This window comes from Cupriavidus sp. D39, from assembly GCF_026627925.1.
Lineage (GTDB): Bacteria > Pseudomonadota > Gammaproteobacteria > Burkholderiales > Burkholderiaceae > Cupriavidus > Cupriavidus ulmosensis.
Genome location: NZ_JAPNLE010000009.1, coordinates 4,693,200 through 4,709,285 on the forward strand (window position 1 = coordinate 4,693,200; position 16,086 = coordinate 4,709,285).

A 16,086-nucleotide genomic window follows, 5' to 3' on the forward strand; every position below is an offset into this window, starting at 1 on the left:
ACCACCGAGGGGGCGCCGCCCGCCGGCGTCCGCATCACCGGAGTCCGATCCATCCCATCTGCCGCATGAAGCCCGCATGAAACTTGTCGCCTGGATCATCCGCATCGTCCTGTTCGCGCTGCTGTTCGTGCTGGCGCTGCGCAACACCGCCGACGTCTCGTTGCAGCTCTTTTTCGACGCAGTCTGGCGCGCGCCGCTGATCCTGATCTTGCTGGCCGCTTTCGGGCTGGGCATCCTCGCTGCACTCGCTGCTCTCGCGCCTGTGCTGATGCGCCAGCGCATGGAGGCGGGCCGGCTGCGGCGTGCGCTGGGCGAGGCGCGCAGCCAGTCGGCGGAAAGTGCGCGCGACCCACAGGCCGCGGCAGGTTCCGGCATTCCTTACAACGTAGTTGGCCCGAAAGTCTGACCCATGATTTTTGAAACCTGGTGGCTGCTGGCGCTGCCGCTCATTTTCGGCCTCGGCTGGATGGCTGCCCGCTTCGATGCGCGCCAGCTGATGAGCGAGCAGGGCGCGCTGCCGCGCTCCTATTTCAAGGGGCTGAATTTCCTGCTCAACGAGCAGCCCGACCAAGCCATCGATGCGTTCATCGAGGTGGTGCGCCTGGACCCCGAGACCACCGAGCTGCACTTTGCGCTCGGCGCCTTGTTCCGCCGGCGCGGTGAAACCGAGCGCGCCATCCGCGTGCACCAGAACCTGGCCAGCCGCCAGGATCTTCCTGATGCCGAGCGCGAGCACGCGCTCTATGAGCTGGGCCAGGACTTCCTGCGTGCCGGCCTGCTTGACCGCGCCGAGGAATCGCTGCGCCGCCTGATGTCCGGGCCGTATGCGGCCCCGGCAAAGCATGTGCTTCTGGAGCTCTACGAAGTCGAGAAAGAGTGGAAGAAGGCCATCGACGCGGCGCGCGAGCTGCAGCCGCTGGAGCACAAGGACTACAGTGTGCAGATCGCGCAGTTCTGCTGCGAGCTGGCGCAGGACGCGCTGCAGCGCAAGCAGCCCGACGATGCCATCGGCTGGCTGCAGCAGGCAGTCAAGGAAAACCCCGCCAATGTGCGCGCGCCGATGCTGCTGGGCGACGTGGCGATGGCGGCGGGCGACGCGCAAGGCGCGCTCGGCCACTGGCTTGGCATCGAGAAGCAGGATGCCTCCTACCTGCCGCTGGTGGCGGATCGCGTGGTCAAGGCGTACCGCCAGCTGGGCGACGATGGCCGGGCGCTGGAGTGGTTGCGTGGCCTGCTCAAGACCAACCTGGCTGCCGAGCTGCTCGATAGTGCCTATCGCGCCGAGCAGGAACTGCACGGCGCGCATGCCGCGGCCGTGCTGATGCGCGAGCAATTGCGCCGCCAGCCGTCGTTGCAGGCCCTGACCAAGTATTTCGAGGCGCAGGCTGCGGAGGTAGCGCAAGCCAGCGTGGCTGTCACTGCCGATGGGGCCGATGCCGAGCCGGCGGGCTCCGCCCACGATATCGAGCATGAGCAGGAGGTGTCGGCGATTCGCGACCTGCTGCAGCATCGCACGCGTAACCTGGCGCGCTATACCTGCCGCGAATGCGGCTTCCGCGCCCGATTGTTCTATTGGCAGTGCCCCGGCTGCAACCGCTGGGAAACCTATGCACCGCGGCGTTCCGAGGCGCTCGGCTGACGCTGGCGCCGATGCTGATCTCGATGTTGATGCTTTAGCGTCGCACGCCAATCCCTATCTGGAGTACAAGTTATGAAAGTCACCATTATCGGCAGCGGCTACGTCGGTCTAGTGACCGGGGCCTGCCTGGCTGAGCTGGGCAACGATGTGTTCTGCCTGGACGTCGACGAACGCAAGATCGCGATGCTCAATGCCGGCGGCGTGCCGATCTACGAACCGGGCTTGAAAGAGCTGATCCAGCGCAACCGCGAGGCTGGCCGGCTGACGTTTTCCACCGATGTGGCGGCCAGCGTGGAGCATGCCGACGTGCAGTTCATCGCCGTTGGCACCCCGCCCGACGAGGACGGCTCGGCCGACCTGCAATATGTGCTGGCGGCTGCCCGCAATATCGGCAAGTACATGACCGGCTTCAAGGTGGTGGTGGACAAGTCCACCGTGCCGGTTGGCACCGGCGACCGTGTCGCCGAAGCCATTCGTGAAGAGTTGGCCGCGCGCGGCCTCGAAGACCTGCAGTTCTCGGTGGTCTCGAATCCGGAGTTCCTGAAGGAAGGCGCCGCGGTGGAGGACTTCATGCGTCCCGACCGTATCGTGCTGGGCTGCAATGCCGACGTGGCAGGCCGCCACGCCAAGGCGATCATGCGCCAGCTCTACGCGCCCTTCAACCGCAATCATGAGCGTACTTTCTATATGGACGTGCGCTCGGCCGAGTTCACCAAGTACGCCGCCAACTCGATGCTGGCCACGCGCATCTCGTTCATGAACGAGCTGGCGAACCTGGCCGATGAGGTCGGCGCCGATATCGAATTGGTCCGCATGGGCATCGGTTCCGATCCGCGCATCGGCTATAGTTTCCTGTACGCCGGTGCCGGCTACGGCGGCTCGTGCTTCCCCAAGGATGTGCAGGCGCTGATGCGCACGGCCAGCGCGCATGGCAAGCCCATGCGCGTGCTGGAAGCGGTGGAAGCGGTCAACGATGCGCAAAAGCAGGTCCTCGCCGACAAGGTCGTGCGCCGCTTCGGCGAGGATCTCACCGGCCGCACCTTTGCGATCTGGGGCCTGGCATTCAAGCCCAATACCGACGACATGCGCGAAGCGCCGTCGCGGGTGCTGGCGCAAGCGCTGGTGTCCCGGGGCGCCTGCCTGCGCGTGCATGATCCGATCTCGATGGCCGAGGCCAAGCATGCGCTGGCCCTCGATCTCGCGGACATCGAAGGCGGCTTCGCGCGCGTGCATTTCAGCGACGCGCAGATGGATACGCTCGACGGCGCCGATGCCCTGGTCATCGTCACCGAGTGGAAGGTGTTTCGCAGCCCGGATTTCAACCAGATCAAGCGCCGCCTGAAGGCACCCGTCATCTTCGACGGACGCAATCTGTACGAGCCCGAAGCCATGCAGGAAGCGGGCATCGAATATCATGCGATCGGGCGGCCGACCACGACGCGCTGAAACGCAACCCAACGGGAACGACAAGCCAACGCCCCGGCTGACGGACCGGGCCGTGTTGCCAAGGATGTCCATGAGCAAGAACCATATTCCGCAGCAACAGATCAATCAATCGCGCATCCTGGTGGCGGGCGACATGATGCTCGACCGCTATTGGTTTGGCGATGTCGAGCGCATCTCGCCGGAAGCGCCGGTGCCGGTGGTGCAGATCAAGCGCAGCGACGAACGCCTCGGCGGCGCCGCCAACGTGGCGCGCAACGCCGCCGCGCTGGGCGCCCAGGTAGGCATGCTGGGCGTGGTCGGCGACGACGAGCCCGGCCGTACGCTGGAGGCGCTGCTCAGCGCCAGCCACGTGCAGCCCTACCTGCATCGCGACCCCACGGTCAACACCACCATCAAGCTGCGCGTGGTGGCGCACCAGCAGCAGTTGCTGCGGGTGGACTTCGAGAATGTTCCGGGACATGAAGTGCTGGCTGCGGTGCAGGATCGTTTCCTGGCCCTGGTCAAGGAGTACAAGGTCCTGGTGCTCTCCGACTACGGCAAGGGTGGCCTGGCCCACGTCGGCCGCATGGTCGAGGCGGGCCGCGCCGCGGGCTGCCTGGTGCTGGTCGACCCCAAGGGCGACGATTACTCACGCTATCGCGGCGCCACGCTGATCACCCCCAACCGCGCTGAAATGCGGCACGTGGTGGGCGCCTGGAAGACCGAGTCCGATCTCACCATCCGGGCCCAGAACCTGCGGCGCGAGCTGCATCTCGAAGCGCTGCTTCTGACGCGCTCGGAAGAGGGCATGACGCTCTACACCGAAGCCGAGGTGCTGCACGTGTCGGCGCAGGCGCGCGAAGTCTACGACGTGTCCGGCGCCGGCGACACCGTGATCGCCACGCTGGCGACCATGCTGGGCGCGGGCGTGCCGCTCAAGGAAGCCGTGCAGCACGCCAATCGCGCTGGCAGCATCGTGGTGGGCAAGCTGGGCACCGCGGTCGTCACCTATCCTGAATTGTTCGGCACGCCGGCGTAATGGCCGCGCTGCCTCCTGGCTCGGCTGAGCCCACACGACCATGACCATCATCGTTACCGGCGCTGCCGGCTTCATCGGCAGCAACCTCGTCAAGGGCCTGAACGAGCGCGGCGAAGACAATGTCGTCGCCGTCGACAACCTGACGCGCGCCGACAAATTCCACAACCTCGTCGACTGCGAGATCCGCGATTACCTCGACAAGGGCGAGTTTATCGAGCGCTTCAAGCGCGGCGAGTTCGGCAAGGTGCGCGCGGTGTTTCATGAGGGTGCCTGTTCGGACACCATGGAGACCGACGGCCGCTACATGATGGAGAACAATTTCCGCTACACCAAGGCGCTGATGGATGCCTGCCTGGAGCAGGGCACGCAATTCCTCTACGCCTCGTCGGCGGCCACCTATGGCGCCTCGCAGGTGTTCAAGGAAGAGCGCGAATTTGAGAAGCCGCTGAACGTCTACGGCTACTCCAAGTTCCTGTTCGACCAGGTGGTGCGGCGCACGCTGCCGTCCGCGCTGTCGCAGATCGTGGGCTTTCGCTATTTCAACGTGTATGGCCCGCGTGAGGCGCACAAGGGCCGCATGGCCTCGGTGGCGTTCCACAATTTCAACCAGTTCCGCGCCGACGGCACGGTGAAGCTGTTTGGCGAGTATGGCGGCTATGTGCCGGGTGGCCACACCCGTGACTTCATCTCGGTGGAAGACGTGGTGAAGGTCAACCTGTTCTTCCTGGAGCATCCGGACAAGTCGGGCATCTTCAACCTCGGCACCGGCCGCGCGCAACCGTTCAACGACATCGCCGCGACCGTGGTCAACACGCTGCGCGAGGCCGATGGCCGGCCCCATCTGACGCTCGACGAGATGGTGCAGGAGGGCCTGGTGGAGTACATCAAGTTCCCCGACGCGCTGCGCGGCAAGTACCAGTGCTACACCCAATCCGATGTCTCGCGCCTGCGTGGCGCCGGGTACAAGGAAGCGTTCTACACCGTGGAAGAAGGCGTGTCGCGCTACTGCCGCTGGTTGTTGCAGAACAAGGGCTGAAGTCGCAAAGACGCGCGCATAGAACCACTTGCCGCCCGCTTTCCGCGTACTGTGGAAACACCTCGGTAGCGTTGAGGTGAACTTTTGTTGCGGGGTGCGCCAAGCCGCTTGCCCGCTCCTATCCTGCGTGTTGCTTCGTCCAGCCAGGGCGAAGCCACCTTCATCAACGGATAGGAGAAATTCCCATGTTCAAGCCAACTTTGACGCGTGCGTCCAGGCAGGTCCTGCTGGCCGCCGCCGTCTGGTTCTCGCTCTCGGGCGCCGCGCTCGCGGCGATCGATGTAAATACCGCCGATGAGGCCGCGCTGGTTTCGCTCAAGGGCATCGGGCCTGCCACGGCCAGCACCATTGTCAGCGAACGCAGCCGGGGCGGTCCTTTCAAGGATGCCGCGGATCTCGCCGATCGGGTCAAGGGTCTGGGGCAGAAATCGGTCGTGCGCTTGCAGGAGGCCGGCATGACCATCGGCGCCGGCGGCGCAGCCGCGCCGAAGGCCACGGTGGCCGCGGCGGCTCCGGCCAAGAAGGACGCCAAGGCGGAGAAGCCGCCGGCCAAGGCCGTTCGCTAAGGCTGCCGCGGGCGTGCTGCGCGGCGCCCGCCCCGGAAGCTATCCGATCGTCGAAGCCCCGGCCGAGCCCGGGGCTTTTGCTACCCATGCACCAGCACGAGGATCCGGCGCTGGTATGGCTCGTGCTAGTGCCGTGTGGCTTATCACGAATGCGGCCGCGCGGTATCATGCGGACGCTGTTGCGGCCCGAGCTGGCTGCGTGGCCAACAAGATCCAAAATCGAGCCGGACCTGCCCGCATACGGGGGCGGCCAGGCCAATAAAAAGGAGCTGGACAATGGGAAATAACGAGGACGCGGGATTCCTGCCCAAGTGGCGGCTAAAGACGCACGGTGTGATTGCGCCGGATGAGCGCCTGCCCGCCGGCCAGACCCTCCTGGCAGGGATCCAGCATGTGGTGGCGATGTTCGGCTCGACCGCGATCGCGCCGATCCTGATGGGCTTCAATCCCAATATCGCCATCCTGTTTTCCGGCATCGGCACGCTGATCTTCTTCCTGTGCGTGCGCGGCAGGGTGCCGAGCTACCTGGGCTCCAGCTTTGCCTTCATCGCGGTGGTGATCGCGGCGACCGGCTACGCCGGCAGCGGCCCCAACCCGAATATCCCGGTGGCGCTCGGCGGCATCATCGCAGCGGGCGTGCTGTACCTGCTCATTGGCCTGGTGGTGCAGTCGGTCGGCTATCGCTGGGTGGAGCGGCTGATGCCGCCCGTGGTGACGGGCGCCATCGTGGCGGCCATCGGCCTGAACCTGGCGCCGGTGGCGGTCAAGGCCGTGAGCGGCGCCGCGCTGGACACCTGGGTGGGCCTGGCCACGGTGCTGGCCGTGGGCATGGTCGCAGTCCATGCGCCGGGCATGCTGCGCCGGCTCCCGGTGCTGGTGGGCGGGCTGTTCGGCTACGTGCTGTACTTCGTCTGCGCCAACGGGCTGGGCATGGGCAAAGGCATCGATTTCTCCGGCGTGGCCGCCGCCGCGCTGGTTCGGCCTGCCGGTCTTCTCCACGCCGGTGTTCCAGGCCAGCGCCATGCTGCTGATCGCCCCGGTAGCCATCGTGCTGGTGGCGGAAAACCTCGGGCATATCAAGGCCATCAGTGTGATGACCGGCCGCAATCTCGACCCGTATATCGGCCGCGCCTTCATCGGCGACGGCATTGCCACCATCATCTCCGCCGGCGGCGGCGGCACGGGCGTGACCACTTACGCCGAGAACATGGGCGTGATGGCGGTGACCAAGATCTACTCCACGCTGATCTTCGTGGTGGCGGCGGCGGTGGCGCTGGTGCTGGGCTTCTCGCCCAAGTTTGGTGCGCTGATCCTGACCATCCCGGGTCCGGTGATCGGTGGCCTGACCATTGTCGTGTTCGGCCTGATCGCTGCCACCGCCGGGCGTATCTGGGTGCAGAACAAGGTCGATTTCTCCAGTTCGCGCAACCTGATCACGGTCGGCGCCACGCTGACCGTGGCGGCCGGCGACCTGACCCTGAAGCTGGGCGGCATGACGCTTGGCGGCATCGGTACCGCCACTTTTGGCGCGATCCTGCTGTATCACCTGCTGGGCAGCCGCAAGGCGGAGGCCGAAGCCGAGGCGGAAGCCGAAGCCGAAGCCTGACACACCGCGAAGCTAGCGGGCGCTCCCGCGGGGAGCACCCGCCACGTCGGCAACGCGGGCTTTGCGACTGCATTACAATGAGCGCCGACATTGGAATCCCGCTCACCATGGCCTACAAGACGATTGAAGACACCATCGGCAATACGCCGCTGGTGCAACTGCAGCGCATCCCCGGCGCCGCCGGCACGCCGCGCGGCAACGTAATCCTCGGCAAGCTCGAGGGCAACAACCCGGCGGGCTCGGTCAAGGACCGGCCGGCAGTCTCGATGATTGCCCGCGCCGAGTCGCGCGGGCGCATCAAGCCGGGCGACACGCTGATCGAAGCCACATCGGGCAATACCGGCATCGCGCTGGCCATGGCAGCTGCCATCCGTGGCTACAAGATGGTGCTGATCATGCCGGAAGACCTGAGCATGGAGCGCCGCCAGAGCATGGCCGCCTACGGCGCGGAAATCATCCTGACGCCGGTCAAGGGCGGCATGGAATACGCGCGCGACCTCGCGGACTCCATGGAGCGCGATGGCCGCGGCGTGATCCTGGACCAGTTCGCCAACCCGGACAATCCGCTGGCGCACTACGAGACCACTGGCCCGGAGATCTGGCGCGATACCGAAGGGCGCATTACTCACTTCGTCTCTGCCATGGGCACCACGGGCACCATTACCGGTGTTTCGCGCTACCTCAAGGAACAGAACGCAGAGATCCAGATCGTGGGGGCGCAACCCGCCGAAGGCTCGCGCATTCCCGGCATCCGCAAGTGGCCCGAGGCGTACATGCCGAAGATCTACGACCCGAAGTTCATCGACCGTACCGAGCCTGTCGGCCAGGGCGATGCCGAGCACATGGCACGCCGCATGGCGCGCGAGGAAGGGATCTTCTGCGGCATCTCGGCTGCCGGCGCGCTGTGCGTGGCGCTGCGTATCGCCGAGGAAGTGGAGAACGCCACCATCGTGTTCGTGGTGTGCGATCGCGGCGATCGCTACCTGTCGACCGGGGTGTTCCCGGCCTGACGCCGCGTTGCTCGCGCATTAAAAAAAGCCCCGCGAATCTTGCGGGGCTTTTTGTTTCTGCTGCGATTAGCGAGGTCAGCCCATCGCCGCCTTGACCGCCTCGCCCAGCTGGTACACGGCCAGCGCGTAGAAGAAGCTGCGGTTGTAGCGTGTCAGCACATAGAAGTTGCGCAGGCCGAGCATGTAGTCGGTGGTTTCGCCGGGCGTGGGCAGGTCCACCACCAGCACGCCGGTTTCGCCTTCGCGTGCCAGGTCGATCGGCTCGTCCACGCGCAGGCCGGCCTTGAGCAATTGGTTGAGCGTGCGGGTGGGCCATGGCTCGCCATCCGCAGCGGCGGCGGCGATGCCGCGGCTGCCGTCGTCGGCGGCGATGCGCCAGACCACCGGGCGGCCCTGTTCCCAGCCGTGCAGTTGCAGGAAGCGGGCCACGCTGCCGATCGCGTCGGCGGCGCTGCTGCGCAGGTCGATGTGGCCGTCGCCGTCGTAGTCGATGGCGTATTCGCGCAGGCTGGTGGGCATGAACTGCGGAATACCCACGGCGCCCGCGAAGGAGCCCAGCACCGAGAACACGTCGGTGTTGGTGTCGCGGCACCACAGCAGGTAGTCGGCCAGCTGGTTGCGGAACAGCGTGGTGCGCGCTTCGCGATTGGGCACGTCCGGATAATCGAAGGCCAGCGTGGAGAGCGAGTCGATCACGCGGAAGGTACCCATGTCGCGGCCATAGATGGTCTCGACACCGATGATGCCGACGATCACCGCGGCCGGCACACCGAACTCGGCTTCCGCGCGGCGCAGCGTTTCGCGATTCTGCTGCCAGAAGCGCACGCCTGCATTGATGCGGATCGGCTCGATAAAGCGCGAGCGGTAGGTGCGCCAGCTTTTGCGTCCCGGTGTGGCGGGCGGCATGATCAAGCGGACCACCGTGGATGAATACACGGCCTGGCCGAACCAGCCTTCCAGCGTTTCGCGGGCAAAGCGGTGGCGCGCCACCATCTCGTCGATGAAGGCGCGGCTCTTGGGGTTGTCACGATAGCGGCCCGGCTCGATTTCTTCTTCGCGCACGCTCACGCGGCGCTTGCCGGCGGCAAGCAGGGCGGGGGAGACGCCGCACAAGCTCAATGCGGCAGCGGAGAGTGCGGCGCCCAGGAGCGGGCGGCGCAGGGAGCGCTGGGAGTCGGTCATGGTGTCCTTTGCAAGTCGCAGCGAGTATAGCGGATGGTGCCTGCGCGCCACCCCGCTGGGTGGCCAGCGCGGCATGTGCTAACGTAACGAACGGAGACCACGATTAAAGCAATAAGACATGCCCACAGGCTATTACACGCATCCCGAGTTCCTGCTGCATGAGATGGGGCATTTCCATCCGGAGTGCCCCGAGCGCCTGCAGGCCATTGAGGATCACTTGATCTCGCACGGCATGGTCGGCCTGCTCGACCGGCGCGAGGCGAGCGCCGCCACCGCCGAGCAGATCGGGCGCGTGCATCTTCCGCAATACATCGCCACGCTGGCCGCGGCCAGCCCTGCCAGCGGCTACTACCCGATCGATCCCGATACCTCGATGAACCCGCACACGCTGGCCGCCGCCACCCATGCGGCCGGCGCCGCGGTGGCCGCCACCGATGCGGTGATGGCGGGCGAGGTCGAGAACGCGTTTTGCTGCGTGCGCCCGCCGGGGCACCATGCCGAGCCGGATCGGGCCATGGGCTTTTGCTTCTACAACAATGTGGCGATCGCCGCGCGTCATGCGCTCGCCGCGCACGGGCTCGAGCGCGTGGCCATCGTCGATTTCGACGTGCATCACGGCAATGGCACCGAAGCCGCCTTCCGTGGCGACGCCCAGGTGTTGATGTGCAGCTTCTTCCAGCATCCGTTCTATCCCTACAGCGGCACCGAGCACATCGCCGCCAATATGTCGAACATCCCGCTGCCGGCCTATACCAACGGCCTGGCGGTGCGTGAAGTGGTGGAGACGATCTGGCTGCCGCGCCTGAACGCGTTCAAGCCGCAGATGCTGTTTATCTCGGCTGGCTTCGACGCCCATCGCGAGGATGACCTCGGGCAGATGGGGCTGGTCGAGCAGGACTATGCCTGGATCACCGCCCAACTGGTCGACGTCGCCCGCGCCCATGCGAAAGGGCGCATCGTCAGTTGCCTGGAAGGTGGCTATAACCTGAGCGCGCTGAGCCGTAGCGTGTGTGCGCACCTCAAGGTGCTGCTCGAACGATAGGAGGCCCTGGCATGGCTGAAACCGATATCCGCGATATCCGCGCCGTGACGCCGCTGCTCACCGAAAGCCTCGACGCCCCGGGCGTGCTGCGCCTGACGATGAACCGGCCCGAAGCGTTCAACTCGCTGTCCGAGGACCTGCTGGACGCGCTGTCCGCGGCGTTTGCCCGCGCCGGCGCCGATGCCTCGGTCCGCGTGGTGGTGCTGGCTGCGGCCGGCCGCGCGTTCTGCGCGGGACATGACCTGCGCGAGATGCGCGCCAGCCCGTCGCACGACTACTACCGCCGCCTGTTCGACCGCTGCACCCGCATGATGATGGCGATGCAGAAGATGCCGCAGCCGGTCATCGCGCGCGTGCAAGGCATTGCCACCGCCGCCGGCTGCCAGCTGGTGGCGATGTGCGACCTGGCGGTGGCGGCCGACGTGGCCCGCTTTGCGGTATCGGGCGTAAATCTCGGCTTGTTCTGCGCGACCCTCGGCGTGGCGCTGTCGCGCAACCTGTCGCGCAAGCACGCCATGGAGATGCTGCTGACCGGCGACATGATCGACGCCCTGCAAGCCCGGGACCGCGGGCTGGTCAACCGCGTAGTGCCGGCCGATGCCCTCGATGCCGAGGTCGCGCGCCTGGCGGCCAGCATCTGCGCCAAGCCGGCCGCCGCCGTGGCCGCCGGCAAGGGCCTGTTCTACCGCCAACTGGAGATGGGCATCGAAGCGGCCTACCAGCTCGCCGGGCAGACCATGGCTTGCAACATGATGGATCCGGCGGCGCTGGAGGGCGTCCAGGCCTTTCTCGATAAGCGCCCGCCCTCTTGGGGTGATGTTTAAATAACGTTTTGTTGGCTTTTGCCGGTCTATATGCCCTCAACATATAAAGACATCGGCAAAAAGTCGTTTCTGGTATGAAGCGGATCGCTTAAAATGCGCGCTTCGCCCAAAAATAAAATGCGGCAACAGCGCTAGAGAGACTTTCTCGCCTGTTGCCGTTTTCTTTCACATGATCGAACTGCAAGGTCTTTCGCAGCGCTTCCCCGGCGGGTCGGGTGAAGTGCATGCGCTGCGGGACGTCAACCTGTCGATTGCGGCAGGTGAGGTCTTCGGCATCATCGGCCGCAGCGGCGCCGGCAAGAGCACGCTGGTGCGCGCCATCAACCTGCTTAACCGCCCCAGCGCCGGCCGCGTGAGCGTGGCCGGCCAGGAGCTGACCGCGCTCGACAGCGCCGCGTTGCGCAAGGCACGCCGCGACATCGGCATGATCTTCCAGCATTTCAACCTGCTGTCGTCGCGTACCGTCTATGACAATGTGGCGCTGCCGCTGGAGCTCGCCGGCAAGTCCCGCAGCGAGATCTCCGATACGGTGCTGCCGCTGCTGGAGCTGGTCGGCCTGACGGCGCTCAAGGATCGCTATCCCGCCCAGGTCAGCGGCGGGCAGAAGCAGCGCGTGGGGATTGCCCGCGCGCTGGCCAGCAAGCCCAAGGTGCTGCTGTCGGACGAGGCGACCTCCGCCCTCGATCCGGAGACCACCCGCTCCATCCTCGAACTGCTCAAGCAGATCAATCGCGAGCTGGGCCTGACCATCGTCATGATCACGCACCAGATGGAAGTGATCAAACAGGTCTGCGACCGCGTGGCCGTGCTCGAAGCCGGCCAGGTGGTGGAAACCGGCCGGGTGATCGACGTATTCCTGCGCCCCAAGCATGAAGTCACGCGCGCCATGATCGGCGACGTGATCGCGCAGGAACTGCCGCCCAGCGTGCTCAAGCGTGTGGAAAGCCGGCTAGGCAACGGGCGCGACCACGTCTACCGCCTGGCCTTCACCGGCGCGGGCGTGGACCAGCCGGTGCTGGCCCAGGCGATCCGCCGCTACGGGCTGGACTTCAACATCCTGCACGGGCATATCGACGAGATCCAGGGCCAGGCCTTTGGCTCGCTGGCCATCATGGCCACCGGCGAGCCGGCCGACGTGAAGGCGGCGATGGAGTACCTGCAACAAGAGGGCGTAGTGGTGGAGGAGATCGAGCATGTGGTCTGAAATGTTTGACCTGTTCCTGGCCTCGTTCAACGAGACGCTGCTGATGGTGAGCATCTCGGGCGTGGTCGGCGCGTTGCTTGGCGTGCCGCTGGGCGTGCTGCTGCACCTGACCAACCGCGGCGGCGTGCTGTCGCATCCACTGTTCAACCGCACCATCGGCGTGGTGGTCAACGCCGTGCGCTCGATCCCCTTCATCATCCTGCTGGTGGTGGTGATCCCGTTCACGCGCTTTATCGTGGGGTCGTCGATCGGCACGACCGCGGCCGTGGTGCCGCTGACCATCGCCGCGATCCCGTTTATCGCGCGCCTGGTGGAAAGCGCGCTGCGCGAAGTCGACAAGGGCCTCGTCGAAGCCGCCCAGTCGATGGGCGCGAGCACTGGCCAGATCGTGATGAAGGTGCTGCTGCCCGAGGCCATGCCTGGCATCGTGGCCGGCCTGACCATCACCTTTGTCAGCCTGGTGGGCTATTCGGCCATGGCCGGCGCCATCGGCGGCGGCGGCCTGGGCGACCTCGGCATCCGCTATGGCTACCAGCGCTACATCACCGAGGTGATGGTGGCGGTGGTACTGATCCTGATCGTTTTCGTGCAAGCGGTGCAAAGCTTCGGCGACTGGCTGGTGCGGCGCATCAGCCACAAGTAACAGGTCAGCCCGGCATTCCGCCCGGCTATCTGCAAAGACATAGAGCCATCGAGAAAAAGGAAGTCAACATGCAACGTCGTAACTTGCTGCAATGGATTGTCGGCGCCGCCCTGGGCGCCACCCTGGCCACCGGCGCCGTGGCGCAGGAAAAGCCGATCAAGATCGGCGTCACCGGCGGCCCGCACGCCCAGATCTTGGAACAGGTGAAGAAGGTCGCGGCCAAGGATGGCCTGAACATCCAGGTGGTGGAATTCAGCGATTACTTCCAGCCGAACGCCGCGCTGGCTTCGGGTGACCTGGATGCCAACAGCTACCAGCACCTGCCCTACCTGGAAGCGCAGATCAAGGACCGTGGCTACAAGTTCACCCACATTGCCTTCACCGTGACCTTCCCGATGGGCGTGTACTCCAAGAAGATCAAGTCGCTCGAACAGATCAAGGATGGCGCGCGCGTTGGCGTCCCGAACGATCCTACCAATGGTGGCCGTGGCCTGCTGTTGCTGCAAAGCAAGGGCCTGATCAAGCTGCGCCCGGACGCTGGCCTGAAGGCTACGCCGCTGGACATCGTCTCCAACCCGAAGAAGATCCGGATCGTCGAGCTGGACGCCGCGCAACTGCCGCGCTCGCTGGATGACCTCGACGCTGCAGCCATCAACGGCAACTACGCCGAATCGGCCGGCTTGTCGCCGACCAAGGACGCGATTGCCATGGAAGGCCCCAAGGGTCCCTATGCCAACCTGATCGCCATCCGCGAAGCCGACAAGAACAAGCCCTGGGTGGCCAAGCTGGTCAAAGCCTATCATTCGCCGGAGATCAAGCAGTATGTCCAGAGCACTTTCAAGGATTCGGTGATTACCGCCTGGTAAGTTTGAAAAAACCCTCAAAAACCGTGTGCCGCAGGGCATCCTGCGGCACAATACGGCGAAGTTTTCACATTGCCGGGCTATGCCCGGCAATTCTTTACCGATAAAATAGTACGACCGTTCGAAAAATAAGAGTGCCACCCACCCGGTGGTTATAATGGCGAGCGAACCAAATTTCTGACTATCGACTATCAGTGGAGTGAGCGCATGAAAGTACTCGTCGCAGTCAAGCGCGTGGTGGATTACAACGTCAAGGTCCGGGTGAAGTCGGACGGCACGGGCGTGGATCTGGCCAACGTCAAGATGAGCATGAACCCGTTTGACGAAATCGCCGTGGAAGAAGCGGTGCGCCTGCGGGAAGCCGGGGTGGTCACCGAGGTGATCGCCGTGTCCTGCGGCGTGACCCAGTGCCAGGAAACCCTGCGTACGGCGATGGCCATCGGTGCCGACCGCGGCATCCTGGTGGAATCGAACGAAGACCTGCAGCCGCTGGCCGTGGCCAAGCTGCTCAAGGCCCTGGTCGACAAGGAACAGCCGCAACTGGTGATCCTGGGCAAGCAAGCCATTGACGACGACTCCAACCAGACCGGCCAGATGCTGGCTGCGCTGGCGGGCCTGCCGCAAGCTACCTTCGCCTCGAAGGTGGTGGTGGCCGATGGCCGCGCATCGGTGACGCGTGAAGTGGATGGCGGTCTGGAGACCCTGTCGCTCAAGCTGCCAGCGGTGGTGACCACCGACCTGCGCCTGAACGAGCCGCGCTACGTGACGCTGCCGAACATCATGAAGGCCAAGAAGAAGCCGCTGGATATCGTCAAGCCGGAAGATCTCGGCGTGGACGTGGCGCCGCGTCTGAAGACCGTCAAGGTCGTTGAGCCGCCCAAGCGTAGCGCGGGTGTGATGGTGCCGGACGTTGCGACGCTGGTGCAAAAGCTGAAGAACGAAGCCAAGGTCATCTGAGCGCGCCAGGAGATAAAACATGACTGCACTCGTCATTGCTGAACACGACAACCAATCCATCAAGGCCGCTACCTTGAACACGGTGACGGCAGCCGCCCAGTGCGGCGGCGATGTCCACGTGCTGGTGGCTGGCGCCAATGCCGCTGCCGCCGCTGCTGCTGCCGCGAAGATCGCCGGCGTGTCCAAGGTGCTGCTGGCCGACGCGCCGCAGTTCGCCGACGGCCTGGCCGAGAACGTGGCCGAGCAAGTCCTGGCCATCGCCAGCGACTACAGCCACATCCTGGCGCCCGCATCGGCCTACGGCAAGAACATCCTGCCGCGCGTCGCGGCCAAGCTGGACGTAGCCCAGCTGTCGGACATCACCAAGGTCGACAGCCCGGACACGTTCGAGCGCCCGATCTACGCCGGCAACGCGATCTCGATCGTGCAGTCGTCGGACAAGGTCAAGGTCATCACCGTGCGCGGTACCGGCTTTGACGCCGCCGCCGCCGAAGGTGGCTCGGCCGCCGTCGAAAACCTGCCCGCAGTGGCCGACGCTGGCATCTCGCAATTCGTTTCGCGCGAAGTCACCAAGAGTGACCGCCCCGAGCTGACCGCTGCCAAGATCATCGTGTCCGGTGGCCGTGGCGTGGGTTCCGGCGAGAACTACACCAAGGTGCTGACGCCGCTGGCCGACAAGCTGAACGCCGCGATGGGCGCTTCGCGCGCTGCCGTGGACGCCGGCTTCGTGCCCAACGACTATCAAGTCGGCCAGACCGGCAAGATCGTCGCGCCGCAGCTGTACATCGCCGTTGGTATCTCCGGCGCGATCCAGCATCTGGCCGGCATGAAGGACTCCAAGGTGATCGTCGCGATCAACAAGGACGCCGAAGCCCCGATCTTCTCGGTGGCCGACTACGGCCTGGTGGGCGATCTGAACACCGTCGTGCCCGAACTGGTGGCGGCGCTGGGCTGATCCCCACTGCCCGGCACGGCGTTTGACGCGCCGGGCTCGATCAGGAAGTACAAGCCGTTCCGGGCCCGCCCGAGAACGGCTTTTTATACATACCG

Annotated in this window: 15 protein-coding genes and 1 pseudogene; 15 read left to right on the plus strand and 1 reads right to left on the minus strand. The window is 65.3% G+C overall.

The window, feature by feature from the left end; translation table 11 throughout:
* The first annotated feature begins 76 nt into the window (after window positions 1-76).
* The 8 genes and pseudogenes from OMK73_RS33930 (at window position 77) to cysM (ending at window position 8,321) form a co-directional block, all read left to right on the plus strand.
* Window positions 77-406 (plus strand): lipopolysaccharide assembly protein LapA domain-containing protein, encoded by a 330-nt coding sequence (locus OMK73_RS33930; protein WP_183032076.1) that lies wholly within the window; start codon window positions 77-79, stop codon window positions 404-406.
* Between the two features lie 3 nt (window positions 407-409).
* The gene (gene lapB, locus OMK73_RS33935) at window positions 410-1,639 is read left to right on the plus strand and encodes a lipopolysaccharide assembly protein LapB (protein ID WP_267605866.1); all 1,230 of its coding nucleotides are present in this window, start codon (window positions 410-412) and stop codon (window positions 1,637-1,639) included.
* Between the two features lie 72 nt (window positions 1,640-1,711).
* Window positions 1,712-3,085: a UDP-glucose dehydrogenase family protein gene (locus OMK73_RS33940; RefSeq protein WP_267605867.1), complete on the plus strand. Its 1,374-nt coding sequence runs from the start codon at window positions 1,712-1,714 to the stop codon at window positions 3,083-3,085.
* Window positions 3,086-3,155: 70 nt separating this feature from the next.
* Window positions 3,156-4,103 (plus strand): D-glycero-beta-D-manno-heptose-7-phosphate kinase, encoded by a 948-nt coding sequence (rfaE1, locus tag OMK73_RS33945; protein ID WP_267605868.1) that lies wholly within the window; start codon window positions 3,156-3,158, stop codon window positions 4,101-4,103.
* Between the two features lie 40 nt (window positions 4,104-4,143).
* Window positions 4,144-5,139 (plus strand): ADP-glyceromanno-heptose 6-epimerase, encoded by a 996-nt coding sequence (rfaD, locus tag OMK73_RS33950; protein ID WP_267605869.1) that lies wholly within the window; start codon window positions 4,144-4,146, stop codon window positions 5,137-5,139.
* A gap of 185 nt (window positions 5,140-5,324) precedes the next feature.
* Window positions 5,325-5,705 carry a ComEA family DNA-binding protein gene (locus OMK73_RS33955; protein ID WP_267605870.1) on the plus strand — a complete coding sequence of 127 codons (381 nt, stop codon included), beginning with the start codon at window positions 5,325-5,327 and terminating at the stop codon, window positions 5,703-5,705.
* Window positions 5,706-5,981: 276 nt separating this feature from the next.
* Window positions 5,982-7,311 (plus strand): annotated as a pseudogene (locus OMK73_RS33960) (solute carrier family 23 protein).
* Between the two features lie 107 nt (window positions 7,312-7,418).
* Entirely contained in the window at window positions 7,419-8,321 is a 903-nt protein-coding gene (cysM, locus tag OMK73_RS33965) for a cysteine synthase CysM (RefSeq protein WP_267606613.1), read from the plus strand.
* A 75-nt stretch (window positions 8,322-8,396) separates the two neighbouring features.
* On the opposite strand, the gene mltB is transcribed toward cysM, so the two are convergent.
* Window positions 8,397-9,503: a lytic murein transglycosylase B gene (gene mltB, locus OMK73_RS33970; protein ID WP_267605871.1), complete on the minus strand. Its 1,107-nt coding sequence runs from the start codon at window positions 9,501-9,503 to the stop codon at window positions 8,397-8,399.
* A gap of 118 nt (window positions 9,504-9,621) precedes the next feature.
* On the opposite strand from mltB, the gene OMK73_RS33975 reads away from it, so the two are divergent.
* The 7 genes from OMK73_RS33975 to OMK73_RS34005 all read left to right on the plus strand — a co-directional run bounded on the left by OMK73_RS33975 (window position 9,622) and on the right by OMK73_RS34005 (window position 15,991).
* Window positions 9,622-10,545 (plus strand): histone deacetylase family protein, encoded by a 924-nt coding sequence (locus tag OMK73_RS33975; RefSeq protein WP_267605872.1) that lies wholly within the window; start codon window positions 9,622-9,624, stop codon window positions 10,543-10,545.
* Window positions 10,546-10,556: 11 nt separating this feature from the next.
* Window positions 10,557-11,369, plus strand: coding sequence for an enoyl-CoA hydratase (locus tag OMK73_RS33980; protein WP_267605873.1), 813 nt, complete (start codon window positions 10,557-10,559; stop codon window positions 11,367-11,369).
* Window positions 11,370-11,538: 169 nt separating this feature from the next.
* Window positions 11,539-12,573 carry a methionine ABC transporter ATP-binding protein gene (locus tag OMK73_RS33985; protein WP_267605874.1) on the plus strand — a complete coding sequence of 345 codons (1,035 nt, stop codon included), beginning with the start codon at window positions 11,539-11,541 and terminating at the stop codon, window positions 12,571-12,573.
* A complete protein-coding gene (locus OMK73_RS33990; RefSeq protein ID WP_267605875.1) occupies window positions 12,563-13,216 on the plus strand; it encodes a methionine ABC transporter permease in 654 nt (217 codons plus the stop codon). Before OMK73_RS33985 ends, OMK73_RS33990 begins: the two co-directional genes overlap by 11 nt.
* Before the next feature lie 68 nt (window positions 13,217-13,284).
* On the plus strand, window positions 13,285-14,082 hold the full coding sequence (locus OMK73_RS33995; protein WP_267605876.1) for a MetQ/NlpA family ABC transporter substrate-binding protein: 798 nt from the start codon (window positions 13,285-13,287) through the stop codon (window positions 14,080-14,082).
* 204 nt (window positions 14,083-14,286) lie between these two features.
* Window positions 14,287-15,036: an electron transfer flavoprotein subunit beta/FixA family protein gene (locus OMK73_RS34000; protein WP_006158397.1), complete on the plus strand. Its 750-nt coding sequence runs from the start codon at window positions 14,287-14,289 to the stop codon at window positions 15,034-15,036.
* Window positions 15,037-15,055: 19 nt separating this feature from the next.
* Window positions 15,056-15,991 (plus strand): electron transfer flavoprotein subunit alpha/FixB family protein, encoded by a 936-nt coding sequence (locus OMK73_RS34005; protein ID WP_174423155.1) that lies wholly within the window; start codon window positions 15,056-15,058, stop codon window positions 15,989-15,991.
* Window positions 15,992-16,086: the final 95 nt, after the last annotated feature.